A 14,018-nucleotide genomic window follows, 5' to 3' on the forward strand; every position below is an offset into this window, starting at 1 on the left:
ATAAAATTTGATCCTGCATGCATTGCATGCCACTCACAAAACCAGCTCTCTCCTCATTCAAGCAAACGGGCATGAACAGAGAGTCTAAAACTTAGCTTACCTGTATTTTTCATCAGTTCAATCATCATTTGAAAAATGATTCCTAATTTGCGCACTCCATGAACCCCTGCCAAATCGAGATTGATTTGCAGTGATGCATCATTCTGGATCAGAATCGGTGCTACCAATCACAGAAAAAACAAACAGGCTGCCAGGCGGCGGCGTACATGTATTTACACGTCATGAGCGTTCGGAATTCATTCGTACTCATTCAGCAACCAATAATCGGACCAGATATTCTGAGTTCAACAGAAACGACGCTGCGTGTTGTGTGCGCGTCCCTTCATCAATGATTCATCAGTGCATGCATACCATTCTCTCTACGCATGGCCTATACTCGATCTGACACCTTTCTATAAATCGAATCCAGCACAACTCGTGGACGAAATATGGTAATGATGATTCCTCAGAGAACAGCCCTGTCAGTCATGATCTGGGCTTTGTTTTTTTGCATCGCAGGTCCCGCGACTGGTTTCGCACAAACGAGCTTGAAAAAACCGAATCCCACAGCAAAGCAGAATATTTCTGCCGTCATTAACGCCTTCAACCTGGGAGGCTGTGCCGGCTGTCATATCATTCCCGGCGTGCCCGGTGCTGATGGAGAAGTGGGCCCCGATCTGTCTCGCCTGGGAATCACCGCAGCGACGCGCAGAAAAAATCACAACGCGAAACAATACATCCGCGAGTCGATTAAAAATCCCGATGCGTTCATCGCCCCCGAGGGAACTGAAGACGAGTATCCCGCGGGTGTCATGCTGCAGTCGTTCGCAGAAACACTGAGTGCCAACGATTTGGATCTGATCGTGAATTATCTCGACTCACTGGGAAAACCGGCAGCAGAGTCCCCCTTCAATCATGCGCCCACACAACAAAAATCAATTGAAGTTAAGCTACCGGTCGAATCCAATACTGCGCCATTGAAAGCCAGCGGACTCACCGTGCCTTCCACAGCTGAGGTCACGCTCGGGCGTTATCTGTTTCACGATAAACGACTCTCTGCTAATAATTCACTTAGTTGCGCCAACTGTCATCACCCCGCTCAAAGCTGGACCGATGGCAGCGCGCTCAGCAAAGGTTTTCCTTCCACGAAACTCTTTCGCAACACGCCTTCACTCTCGAACCTCCGTTTTCAGAAGGAATATTTTCTGGACGGACGCATCGGTGACTTGCCCAGCGTGGTCCGCGATCATCTGACCGAAGCGCATTTCATGGCCAGCGATGGCAGACTGCTGGTCGAACGACTGGTACAGGTCCCCGCGTATCGCGATCTGTTTGAAAAAGCATATGGGGGCGCGCCGCGATTTGGTCGGATTCTCAATGCACTCACCGCTTATGTCACAACACTCAATTCCCAACAGACACCTTACGACGCATTTCAGGCAGGACAAACCGCTGCCCTTTCCGATCAAGCACAATGGGGATTAGTTCTGTTCCGAGGCAAAGCCGGTTGTGTGAACTGTCATCAGGAGCCGACACTCACCGATCAGAAATTTCATAACCTCGATGTCCCCTCAAAAATCGATCTACTGGCTGATCCCGAACGAGCCGTCACCTTTCGCCGCTTCTTCCGTATCTTGGGAACTCCCAACTACCGCAATCGGAAACAGGACCCCGGCCGAGAATCGATGACCTTTACGCCACTAGACCGAGGCAAGTTCCGAACCCCCTCTCTGTACGAAGTCGCCAAAACAGCGCCTTACATGCACAACGGCGGCTTAAAGACGCTGGAAGAAGTCGTCGCATTCTATAACGCGGGCGGCGGTCCTCAGCAGACAGCCGATCTGAAACCATTGAATCTCACTGAACCGGAGCAACAGGCACTAGTCGCGTTCCTGAAAAGTTTGAGCAGCAAACCCGTCGACATCGAACGTCCCGAATTGCCCGCGTATCAGTTATTGCCGCGTACAGAAACAGCGAAACAGAAGCAAACCAAACAGCCAGCTTCAACGCCAGCAAACAACGAACGAACGTTCCCTCCGCTGACTTTACTGCCCGCAGTGCCAACGCCCGCCGATAACCCGTTGACTCCCGAAAAAATCGAATTGGGGCGACAGCTCTATTTTGACCATCGAATGTCGGCTGATAGTTCGATGAGCTGCAACAGTTGTCACCCCGTCACGACAGGCTGGACGATTCAGACGCCGATTTCCATGGGTGGCCCCGGAACCAGCCATTGGAGAAATTCGCAAACCATTCTCAATGTCGGCTATTATGGAAAACTGAACTGGGATGGCGCGAAAAGTAGTATCGAAAGCCAGAACAACGGTGCCTGGACGGGAGCCGTCGCCAGCAATCTTGATCCGACTCTGGGTGAAGAACGGCTGGCCCAAATTCCGGACTACGTCAAACAGTTCCAGACGATTTATGGAACAGATCTGCCTCGCTGGGATGACGCCTTAAGATCGGTGGCTTCGTTTCAAAGAACCATCAACAGCAACAAGACTCCCTTTGACCGATTCCTGAAAGGTGATCCCAGCGCGTTGTCGCCGGCTGCCAAACGGGGCCATCATCTGTTTCAGGGTAAAGCGGGCTGTATTTCCTGTCACAACGGTCCTCTGGCCAGCGATGACAATTATTACGCGATCGGCGTACCCCAGAATCCCGACTTTCTCACCAGCCCGATCAAGCAGATTACCTTCCGCTACGAACTCGCGGCGAAAGGTGTGCCCCAAAAAACCTATCGCAGTGCCTTCACCGATGACGGCTTGTTTTACGTCACCAAACGAGAAGCAGATCGTGGCAAGTTTCGTACGCCTTCACTACGCGGTCTCACACATACTGCACCCTATATGCACAACGGCTTATTCGGAACCCTGGAAGAAGTCATCGATTTTTATAACACGGGCGGCGGCTCGACTGCCAATAAAAGTAGTTTGATTCGCCCGCTGGGTCTGAATGAGCAGGAACAAAGCGATCTGCTGGCGTTCCTCAAGTCGTTATCGGGGAAACCAATTCAGATCGAGCGTCCCGTGCTGCCCGAATACCAAAGTGCCGGTCTCAAATCAGAAGGAAATCGTTCTAGTGAAAAAACAAACTGAATGTGAGACATCCTCCGCAGGCTGCTCAGGTGAACTCGGCCAATTAAGTCGTCGCCACTTCCTGTTCGGCTCCGGTGCCGCTCTGCTGACATTGACACTCCCCACATTGGGGGAAGCGCAGGTCTTACGCAGCGACTATCCCCGGAAAAAAATCGGTACATTAAGCCAACTAAAACCAAATCAGCCTCTCAAATTTCGCTACCCCTGGGATCATGTGAATGCAGAGAATTACCTGATTCGTCTGAGTGAATCTGCTGGGGGAGGCGTCGGCCCTGAAAACAACGTCGTCGCGTTTAACAGCCTATGTACGCATCAGGGAGCAAGGCTCGACGAAAACTTTGACGGCAAAGCATGTATTGCAGGCCCTTGTTATCTGCACTGGACGACCTTTGATCTGACACGACACGGCATGGTCATCTCAGGACATGCCACAGCCGGCTTGCCTCAAATCCTGCTCGAAACCGAAGGCGATGATATCTACGCCGTCGGCATTCAGGGATTAATTTTCGGCTATTCGAATAACCGTCAGGCACCTGTCTAGAACCATCGGGTAACTGCTGCTTCCAATGAACACCATCGACAACATTCAGTCAACGGAAATCTTATGACAGATTACCAGCAAATCAATGACGCCATCCCCTTGCCCCCGGCTGACGCCAAAGTCAGCACGACCGTCTGTGCTTACTGCATTGTTGGCTGTGGATACAAAGTCTACACTTGGCCGCTAGGCAAAGAAGGCAAGCCACAGGCCAAGGAGAATGCGCTGGGAGTCGATTTTCCGGGTGAGCAGTTTGGGCCCTGGATCAGTCCCAATCAGCATGCGATTGTGCAACTGGATGGCCAGGATCAGCACGTCGCTATATTACCCGACTTCGACGCGACCGTCGTCAACCCCAACGGAAACCACTCGATTCGTGGCGGAGTTCTGGCTAAGAAATGTTATCACCCTTCAGCCCCGACCAAAGATCGGCTGCTGTATCCACAAATCAGAATTAATGGCAAGCTCGAACGCGTCAGCTGGGATCTGGCACTTGATGTGATGGCCGCCGTCAGCAAGCATGTGCTGGAGAAATTTGGGGAATCGGCGTGGGCGATGAAAACGTATTCTTACGAGTTTTTCGAAAACACCTACGCTATCACCAAGCTGGCGTTCGAAGCCATTCAGACGCCCGCTTATGCTGTGCACGATAAACCAAGCATGGGCAACGATACGGCGGGACTTGATGACGCCGGCATTAAAACCTTCAGCGCCAGTTATCAGGACTGGTCCGAAGCGGACGTGTTGTTCATTTCCGGGACCGACCCTTACGAAACAAAAACAGTTCTGTTTACCGAATGGATGATGAATCAGGACAATAAAATCATCATGGTCCTGCCGCGACGAACTGCGGGGGTCGCGTATGCAGAAAAGAACGGCGGCCTGTTTCTGCAAATCAATCCCGGCACCGATACGTTGCTGCACCTGGCAATGAATCGCATCATTCTGGAAAACGGCTGGGAAGACAAAGAGTTCATCTCGAAATGGATCGCCGATGAATGGGAAATTGATAGCGGTTTTGGACGGGGAACCCGCAATACGCCGTGGCAGTGGAGAACGACCTGGGGCAGCATCGGCGCCTTGTCCTTTGAGAAGTATAAGGACTGGTTGCTGAATTACGGCCCCGCGGAACTGGAATCGGCTACCAAAATCACTGGCATCCCGCAAGAGAAAATTCAACAGGCCGCCAAAATGATTTCCGGTGGCGGCGGAAAACGGCCGCGTACCAGCTTCGGTTTCGAAAAAGGAAACTACTGGAGTAACAATTACACCAATACGACGAGTTTTGCCTCACTGGCACTATTATGTGGCGCCGGCAATCGACCGGGCCGCGTCGTCAGTCGTCTGGGAGGACACCAGCGCGGCTGGATTGGAGCGGCCCCCTATCCGCGTACGAAGTCGCCAGAGAAACTTCCCGGTCGTCGCAGACTCGAACTGGACCTGGACCGCTGGGTCACCGCGGGGCAAGTCCGATTTGCCTGGGTGATCGGCACCACATGGCTGGGCGCCATGACCGCCAGTCAGGAACTGCTGAAGAAATTTCGCCAACAGACGACAGAGAATCCGCATCAGGTGAGCAGTTCAAATCGCGAAGAAATCATCCAGACATTCATCGACCGTGTGGACAGTGGCGGCATGGTACTTGTGGATTCGGATATTTATCCCGTCGAACCACTGAATACGGAATTAGCCGACATTGTCTTGCCAGCCGCCCAGTGGGGAGAGCACGATGGCGCCCGCTGCAACGGAGAACGGCGTTTGCGATTGTATTCCCGCTTCAGTGATACGCCGGGAGAAGCCAAACCGGACTGGTGGGCGATCAGCCAGTTCGCACAAAAAATGGGATTCAAAGGCTTCGACTGGAAGGACGCCAATACCGTGTTTGAAGAAGCGGCCCGCTTCAGCCGTGGAAATATTCTGGATTATTATCCCCTCGTCTGGAAAGCCAAACAGGAGGGAGTCAAAGGTCATGAAGCATTACGCGCACTGGGAACGACAGGCATTCAGACCCCAATCCGACTCGAAGAAAACGAACTGGTTGGCACACGACGCCTGCATGATCCGGAACTCAATCTGGAAACGCCACAAGGGCCGACCTCACATCCCAAGTGGCTGACACATTTCAACACCCATTCGGGCAAAGCACTGCTGATTCAAAGTCCCTGGGAATTATTCGAAGACTATTACGAGCGGATTTCCCCAAAGCGTGATCTGGGAGAATTCTGGTTTACCGTGGGCCGGATCAACGAAACCTGGCAATCGGGTTTTGATACCTTGCGCGAAAAATATCTCACGGATCGCTGGCCGGATGCGTTTGTGGAAATTCATCCGGACGATGCCGGGCCACTCGGAATTGAAAGTGGCGATGAGTTGTGTTTGTGGAGCGATGACATTCTGGTCCAGGAGAGTGGCTTCCAACATATCGAACCCAAGAGTTTTTCCTTCACACAATTAATGAAAGACGGTCACATTCGCGTTGGCAGCGGAGAAATGAAAGCGGTCGCCATTCTGACGACGGCCGTCAAACCGGGCTTACTGTTTGGCATGTTTCTCTATGGGAAACGCATGGGCAACAGTCTGGTGCATCGCGTGCCCGACCCGATCACGCACAGCTATCGTTATAAGCTGGGCAAAGCCAACATTGAAAAGCTGGGCGAATCTCCATTTAAAGATGACTTCCAGAAAATGAGCTTCAAGCAACGCGATTACAGCGGCGCCTGATTTCCGATCTCATACTGCAACAGAAAGTAAGATCGATTCAAAACCAGGAGCTCGATTCTTAGCTCAGATGTAGGGGCAGGTCTATGTGCCTGCCCGCCTTGTAGCATACAACTTCATATCACCCTCGGGTGGGAGTTGGTTCTCACTTCCGAAAGTCACCCACAAACAACCTCAACCCCACGGGCTGGCACACAGACCAGCCCCTACGAATACTTGTTCGTTTCGTTATTATGAAATCGTCAAAGTCTACTGCAACCTCCCGTGGTCTGCGCCAACCCCGAATTGCATTCGGGGCTACCCTAACTGATGTTGTTCGTGTAATTTCGTGCTTTTCGTGGTAGTAAATTTTCTACGAGATCACGTTCTCGGCTGGCACTGTTGGCATGCTATCAGTGAACGAGAAAACGCATCCCTTACAGATCAGAAACCGTCGACAATTCCCGGTCATTGATTGACAATGATTCCTTCATCGCCGATGATAAAGCAACCGAGAGTTCTATTCTCGTCTCTTTCGTATTCCCTCTTTTGGTGAAGAGTCTCTATCTATGAATCGAATTGTGATTGCGTTCTCACTTGTGGCTTTGATGGTGTTCAGCCAGGAACAGCTTCTGCAGGCGTCTGGACAACAACCGAACATCCTCTGGATCATTGCCGAAGACATGGGCCCTGAACTCGGCTGTTATGGCACTCCCGAAGTCAAAACGCCGACTCTGGATCGTCTGGCAAAAAACGGGATGCAGTTCCAAAACGCGTTCACGGTGACGCCCGTCTGTTCTACCAGCCGTTCTTCATTTATGACGGGCATGTATGCCATGTCGATCGACGCACAGAATCATCGTTCACACCGTGAGGGAACCAATCCACTGCCGGACGGCGTGCGCGTCATCACCGACTGGCTGCGTCCCGCCGGTTACACAACGGGCAACATTAAAACTCTGACCAATGATCGAAAACTGGCAAAATTCTATAAAGGGACCGGCAAGACCGACTGGAATTTCACTTATCCCAAAGGCAAACAACCATTCGATGTCAAAGACTGGGATGAACTGAAGAATCAGCAGCCGTTCTATGCCCAGATCAATTTTTCAGAAACCCATCGTGGTGGTGCCTGGAATACGTCCCACGACCATATCGGCTATCAGGCTGACCCGGCAAAAGTAAAGCTCCCCGATTATTATCCCGATCATGCCGTCTCACGGGGAGTCTGGGCACAATATTTAAACGCCGTAATGGCTGTCGACAAGAAAGTCGCCTTCATCCTGGATCTATTGAAGCGAGACAAACTCGATAAGAATACCATTGTCATTTTTCTCGGCGATCACGGCCGCGCCATGCCCCGCGGCAAACAGTGGCCTTATGATAGTGGTTTGCATATTCCCCTCATCATTTACTGGCCTGAAGGAAATGATTCACTTCCCGATCCCGCACGTTATACACGCGGCGAAAAAAGTGAGCAGTTGATTTCCTCAATCGATTTGAGCGCAACGACTCTCGCCTTAGCGGGCGTCAACAAGCCAGACAAAATGCAGGGACAAGTCTTTCTGGGAACGCAGGCCGAGCCGCCACGCACGTATCTGTTTGGTGGACGCGACCGAGGAGACGAAACCGTGTTTCACATCCGCACGGTGCGCGACAAACGTTATCGCTACCTGAGCAACAAATATCCGGAGCATCCGTTCCTGCAGATCAACCGTTACAAGGAAAAATCTTATCCAATTATCGGCCTGATGCGTCATTTACACGCGGAAGGTAAATTGACCGGGCATCCCTTGGCGCTGATGGCAGACCGCCGCCCGAAAGAGGAACTGTATGACTTGCAGAACGATCCCTGGGAAGTCAATAACCTGGCAGAATCACCCGAACATCAGGCAACGAAACAACGACTGTCATCGGCATTAGATCAGTGGATGGTGGAAATCGACGACAAAGGACGGATTCCGGAAGACCCCTCGATCCCCAAGTTCTGGGACGAACGCTCCATTCGTGTCTATTCAAAACGTCTGCAGGAACGCCCGAAAGACTGGTTCCTGACCGATCCCGCATTGGGACCTTATAAAATTGAGAAGCACAAACCTGAGTAATCTTGCCCAATAGATCGGCTCAAATGCAATTCGGGCCGTGCATCCAGAGCAGGAGGTTCCGGTGAAGTCTCTCGAAGAGAGAGTGAGCTCGTTGGGTTTATTATAAAAATCAACTCCAATATGAGTTGTACCAGCACTGTCGGACAAGCCGATCAGTGGCACCCTGCTTTGGTAACTTTAAGAAATATTTGATCTATTTTCGTTAAACAGCTGTTTGTTCTATTCTTTTCTATTGGGCATTTTCCCTGACAGTTTCCCGTTGTCTGCGCCAACCCCGAATTACATTCGGAGCTACCCTGCCTAATCGATTTCGTGTGCTTTCGTGCTTTTCCTAGTAGCTATAGTTCTACTAGAGAACGTTCTCGGGTGGCACTGTTGGCTTGCCAACAGTGCATGAGAAAACGCATTCATAGGAACAGGGGCATCTTCACTCCGTTCGCAACAATACCGACGGGCAAGCCGAACAGTGACACACGGGAATTGAGTAGTCTTGATTCACTCTCGAAGAACTCAGTTTGCGGATCGTTTGAGTGTGCCGCGGGGTGTGATTTTTGCTGCGGGGCCGAGGGGACGTTCCTCCTGATGCGGGAATGCGCGGATCGTGGTTATAATTTGCTTCTGCTGTTCAAACTGTTTGCCACTGGCCAGCTTGACAGTCGTTTCCAGAAAGCGTTCGATTTTTGATTCGAGAGGCAGACCTGTTTTACGGTCAATCAGGCAGGTGCCGAACGACTTGCCGCCGCGAATGTAAAGTTGCACCGACTTGCCGTTCTGATTGATCGGGCTGCTGATTTTGGAAGCGGCGATATCTCCGGCAATGTTGATCGTCGCGATTTTGTCGTTCAACTCACGCAGTGTATATTCTGTTTTCAGAGTCATCGGGATCGGCTGCGTCACGCGGCGGGTTTTCGTCCAGGTTTCCCCCACGCGAATCGCGCCCCCTTTGTGGTTCTCGTCAATGTTGTAAGGCAAGAGGCCGATACTGTCGTCGATGAAATTCGCCACGCCATCATCGCCCGACGATTCGGAAATTTTAGCTAGCACGGTTTCCCTCTGGCTGGCGGGTGTATTCTGCAAACAGCGTTTGATAAATTCATCAAAGCCGACCAGCTCGACAATTTTATTGTCCGCGCCGATCCAAAAAGAAAACCCGTTGTTAACCAGACGTTGATAAGCCTGTACTTCCGGAGGCACCGGGCCACTCACACGGTTGGAATCGAAGTTGACCTGTTCCCCGGCGATATTGTGTGAATATTTCACGCCCGTATAACGGACTTTGAACCGCTTGCGACCGTCGTCTTGAAGTTCTTCCACTGTCAGAGCCAGAACCAGTTCCAGCTTTGATTTGCTGTTTACGATTCCTGCCGCTGAGGCCTGCGACAGACTCTGTTCCACTGTTTTGATCATCGGAAACCGCTGATTGACGGCCAGATTGAGCTCCAGCACTTCCACTTTTTCATTCTGCAACGAGGCATTCTGTACTTCCAGCGGCGTTTGCAACGGTTGGGCGGCCGTTGTTTCGGCGGGAGATTTGCTCTCCGCTTCCTCTGGTTGTTCGTTCTGTTGTTTGGTCCAGAATGACCAGCCGGTCCCGGCGAGAATCATAATTCCCAGCATCCAGCTGATATAACGCTTGCCCTGCATGACGACTTGGCCCAGAATAGATAAAGAAAACTAACGAATAGCGGTTTCATGATACTTTTGAGATGCAAAAGTTATCAGTAATAGAGATTTAGTGAAAGACGAATTCGGCCCTCAAAGGACGATTCTCTTTTCCATGGGGAGATCCAATGAAAACAGTGTTTCAGGCTATTTTGGCAGTCTTTTGTTTAATATCTCACCTACAGAGTGAAGCGGTAGCAGAGGCGACAAAAAAAGCAGCCTCACGCCCGAATATTGTTTTTTTACTCAGTGACGACCAGCGGCCAGATACGATCGGGGCGTTAGGAAACAGCGTGATCAAGACGCCGCACCTGGATCAACTGGTCAAACAAGGGACCAGCTTCACCCGGGCTGTCTGTGCGAATCCGATCTGTACGCCGAGCCGAGCGGAAATTCTGACCGGAGTAAGCGGGTTTCATAACGGCTCTATGGATTTCGGCAAACCGATCAAACCGGAACTGCCAACCTGGTCACAGACGATGCACAAGGCGGGATATCATTCCTGGTATGTCGGCAAATGGCATAACGACGGCAAGCCGGTGATTCGCGGCTATGATGAAACGCTGGGACTCTTCACTGGTGGCGGCGGACGCTGGGCCGTCCCCTCTTATGACGGCAACGGCTTGCTTGTGACCGGTTATCGTGGCTGGATCTTTCAAGACGACAAACGGAACATGTTTCCTCAGAAAGGAGTCGGGCTGAGTTCGAACATCAGCGAGCACTTTGCGGACGCCGCGATTGAATTCATCGAACGCAAGCATACGCAGCCTTATTTTCTGCATGTCTGCTTTACGGCTCCTCATGATCCGCTGTTGATGCCGATTGGCTATGAACAATATTACAATCCAGATCAAATCCCTGTTCCCGCAAATTTTCAGCCCGAACATCCATTCGATCATGGAAACTTTGACGGCCGCGATGAAAGGCTGCTTCCCTGGCCACGTACCAAAAAGATCGTGCAAAACGATTTATCCCTGTATTACTCGGTTGTTTCGCATCTCGATGCACAGGTCGGACGAATTGTGGATGCATTAAAAAAATCAGGGCAGTGGGAGAATACCATTCTGATTTACTCCAGCGATCACGGGTTGGCAATGGGTAGTCATGGTCTGCGGGGAAAACAGAATATGTACGAGCACACGGTCGGCGTCCCCTTGATTATGGTCGGCCCGGGCATTCCTGCGGACAAACGTTCTGCTGCCCAATGTTACCTGCGCGACCTGTATCCCACATCCTGTGATCTGGCCGGCGTTCCGATTCCGCAGACGGTGGAAGGCAAGAGCCTCAAGCCCGTACTGACTGGCGACAAGAAAGCGATCTACGACGAAGTCTATTGCTACTTCCGTAATGCGCAGCGAATGATCCGCACTGATCGCTGGAAGCTGATTGTCTATCCGCATCTCAATCGCGTGCAGCTGTTCGACCTGAAACAGGACCCGCTCGAACAGCATGATCTTTCTGAAGACGCACAGTATCTGCAGACCCGCGACGTGCTGCATCGCAAATTAAACGCCTGGCGAAAGCAGCAGAACGATGCCTCTCTCGTTTCAGCAAAAAGTTCCTAAAAGCAACACTGACTGTTGTATTAATGATTTCGCAATCAAATCATAATGATGGCGCAGACCTGAGTCTGGTTGATTTTACAATGTCGAACTCGATCGCCCCCTTTTCTTTCAAAAACCCATAAGCCACTATATAAAAAGGATTTAGGAACAACCATCTTGCCGCCAGACACCAAACCGGCATAATTGGCATATTTTACGCTCTTCTCTTAAATCGTTCACATCACAACGCGGGCAGTAACGATTTAGCCAAAAGGGGAGAGTCATGATGATCCAAAATAGAGTCAGTTTGTTAAAGCGGCCGTTTCGCGTCCTACTGTCTATGGCATTGATCGGGGGAATTTGCGGTGCACCATTAATGGCGGCCGACAAATCTTCGAAAAAATCTTCAAGTCGCAGTAGTTCATCCAGCCGCAACGACCGTGACAGTTCACGACGATCTTCGAGCCGGCCCAGCCGCTCAAAAAATTCGAGTCGGCCAAAAAGCAGTCAATCACAGAGCAGCCGACCCCAGTCATCTTCGCAGAGTAAGTCGCGTCCTTCACGAAACTCATTCAAAAACAGTTCTAGTAAGTCGACACCCAAAGTCATCGATCGCGGTTCCAGAAAACCTCCGAAGTCTTTCAAGGTCGCACCGAAAACCACACGGCCAAATACCAGAATTCCTCAGTTCGGAAAAACGAGTGGGATCAAATTTGATACGAAAGACCTCAAGCCGCGCGTTCCGAATCGCAAGGTTCCCAATCGCAAGCCAGGAAAGAATACACGCCCTTCAAAACCAGGCAGTAATAACAATGCGTTCAAACCAGGCAAAGGAAATTTCGTTCCCAAACCAGGAAAGAATACACGCCCTTCAAAACCGGGCAGCAATAACAATGTATTCAAGCCCGGCAAAGGAAAGTTTGATCCCAAACCAGGCAAGACCCGATACCCCGGCGTGATCGATCCCTCGAAGCTCAACGGTCTTTCTAAAGGGAAAGGGAAGCATACGGGACCTTCACACAAGTGGCTCGGCAAGAACGGCGTGCCTTTGAAGAAGGATTTGTTCAAAGATAGAAATATCAAACCGCTGTATCCCAGTCTAGAAAAACAACTGAAAGTCGGAAAACTAAACACCCTGATCCACAGTAAAAATACGAAGCACTGGAATATGAAGCAGCAGTTTGAGCTGCACAAAAAAGGCGACGTCGCACGACAGCTTCATCTGAACAAGAATCTGCAGAAGCAGGGTGGCTGGCGAAACCGAAGCCTGTTTGGAAAGATGTCCAATTCCTTCACAAAAACACACTTTGGTGCCTGGTATGCCGGCCCTGGGTTTTACCCCAACTACTGCTGGAGTCCTCACTGGAGTGCCTGGGTTGACTGGTGCTGGTGGGACTGGTGTCACCCCATCTGTGACCCGCGTCCTATGATCTGCCGTCCAACCATCTGTGATCCTTGTGCCCCTTGGGGCTGGTATGAATGCCCTGTCTGGCAACCACTGCCTGTTGTGGCATGTGGTACCTGGATCGACATTGACCCCATCATCATCGACAGTGGTCTCGATCTGCAGATGCTGGCTGTTCGCTTTGTTGACTCGGGACATGCTGAGCAGGAACTTGGACCTCGGTTCCGCGTCTGGTTCCGTAACAACAGTAATGTTGATATCAACGCACCGTTCAATGTCATGCTGCTCGCTTCCAATGCATACGAATTAGAAGAAGGTGTGCCGGAAGCAGGATCTCGCGTTGATAACATCGCTGCGGGACAGATTCAGTCAGTCGATATCCGTCTGCCGTTCGCCGCCAGCCTGATGTCTACAGACGAAGAAGGAAACCAACTCCCCTTCGAACAACTGCATGTTTTGATCGATTCACATCGTGAAATTCCGGAAGCGTTCGAAGAAAACAACGGAGCCGTCATGGCACGCGTTGACGTGTTGCCTGTTGACCCTGCTTTGTTCTCAACGGATACGGATGTTGTTGTTAGTGGCGCATTGGTCAATCTGGCCGGTGAAGGTCTGGGACCAGAGCCAGGAAAAGTTCTGGTCTCGCTCAATGGAATGAATTTTGAAGCGGAAATCTACGGCTGGTATGACCTGGGCGTGCAGGTCAAGATGCCCGAGTTGCCCCTGTTGGATGTATCCGAAGCGACTCTGGTTGTCGTTCGCGGCGACGGAGCCGTTTCAAATCCGGTTGATGTGCAGTTTGCACCACAGGTGGCTGCCATCATCGTAGAGTAACGGAAGTGTGCGAGGGATGGCTTGGAGCCATCCCAAGTTCCGAGCAGGGAGCAGACAAAGTGTCTGCTCCCTTTTTTCGTAGATAGACTGCGCGGT

7 protein-coding genes are annotated in these 14,018 nt (G+C 51.2%); 6 read left to right on the forward strand and 1 reads right to left on the reverse strand.

The genetic code is table 11. From position 1 onward, the window contains the following. Window positions 1-494 precede the first annotated feature (494 nt). From AAC022_RS02195 to AAC022_RS02210, 4 genes are all read left to right on the forward strand, one after another. Window positions 495-3,137 carry a cytochrome c peroxidase gene (locus AAC022_RS02195; protein WP_339727521.1) on the forward strand — a complete coding sequence of 881 codons (2,643 nt, stop codon included), beginning with the start codon at window positions 495-497 and terminating at the stop codon, window positions 3,135-3,137. Then, entirely contained in the window at window positions 3,121-3,678 is a 558-nt protein-coding gene (locus tag AAC022_RS02200) for an arsenate reductase (azurin) small subunit (protein ID WP_339727522.1), read from the forward strand. The genes AAC022_RS02195 and AAC022_RS02200 overlap by 17 nt, the downstream gene beginning before the upstream one ends. 63 nt (window positions 3,679-3,741) lie before the next feature. Beyond that, window positions 3,742-6,396, forward strand: a complete 2,655-nt coding sequence (locus tag AAC022_RS02205) for an arsenate reductase (azurin) large subunit (protein WP_339727524.1) — start codon at window positions 3,742-3,744, stop codon at window positions 6,394-6,396. A gap of 545 nt (window positions 6,397-6,941) precedes the next feature. Beyond that, on the forward strand, window positions 6,942-8,477 hold the full coding sequence (locus AAC022_RS02210; RefSeq protein WP_339727526.1) for a sulfatase: 1,536 nt from the start codon (window positions 6,942-6,944) through the stop codon (window positions 8,475-8,477). Between the two features lie 510 nt (window positions 8,478-8,987). On the opposite strand, the gene AAC022_RS02215 is transcribed toward AAC022_RS02210, so the two are convergent. Further along, window positions 8,988-10,121 carry a DUF6263 family protein gene (locus AAC022_RS02215; RefSeq protein WP_339727528.1) on the reverse strand — a complete coding sequence of 378 codons (1,134 nt, stop codon included), beginning with the start codon at window positions 10,119-10,121 and terminating at the stop codon, window positions 8,988-8,990. 146 nt (window positions 10,122-10,267) lie between these two features. On the opposite strand from AAC022_RS02215, the gene AAC022_RS02220 reads away from it, so the two are divergent. Together AAC022_RS02220 and AAC022_RS02225 are read left to right on the forward strand one after the other, a co-directional pair. Continuing rightward, entirely contained in the window at window positions 10,268-11,704 is a 1,437-nt protein-coding gene (locus AAC022_RS02220; RefSeq protein WP_339727530.1) for a sulfatase-like hydrolase/transferase, read from the forward strand. A 262-nt stretch (window positions 11,705-11,966) separates the two neighbouring features. Further along, window positions 11,967-13,922 carry a hypothetical protein gene (locus tag AAC022_RS02225; protein ID WP_339727532.1) on the forward strand — a complete coding sequence of 652 codons (1,956 nt, stop codon included), beginning with the start codon at window positions 11,967-11,969 and terminating at the stop codon, window positions 13,920-13,922. Window positions 13,923-14,018: the final 96 nt, after the last annotated feature.

Source organism: uncultured Gimesia sp., from assembly GCF_963976445.1.
In the GTDB taxonomy this organism is placed as follows: Bacteria; Planctomycetota; Planctomycetia; order Planctomycetales; family Planctomycetaceae; genus Gimesia.

What these genes read in the sequence shown, in the direction of transcription:
- AAC022_RS02205 (WP_339727524.1), top strand. Translation starts at nt 3,742, where the DNA reads ATGACAGATTACCAGCAAATCAATGACGCCATCCCCTTGCCCCCGGCT.
- AAC022_RS02220 (WP_339727530.1), top strand. Translation starts at nt 10,268, where the DNA reads ATGAAAACAGTGTTTCAGGCTATTTTGGCAGTCTTTTGTTTAATATCT.
- AAC022_RS02225 (WP_339727532.1), top strand. Translation starts at nt 11,967, where the DNA reads ATGATGATCCAAAATAGAGTCAGTTTGTTAAAGCGGCCGTTTCGCGTC.
- AAC022_RS02210 (WP_339727526.1), top strand. Translation starts at nt 6,942, where the DNA reads ATGAATCGAATTGTGATTGCGTTCTCACTTGTGGCTTTGATGGTGTTC.
- AAC022_RS02195 (WP_339727521.1), top strand. Translation starts at nt 495, where the DNA reads ATGATGATTCCTCAGAGAACAGCCCTGTCAGTCATGATCTGGGCTTTG.
- AAC022_RS02215 (WP_339727528.1), bottom strand. Translation starts at nt 10,121, where the DNA reads ATGCAGGGCAAGCGTTATATCAGCTGGATGCTGGGAATTATGATTCTC.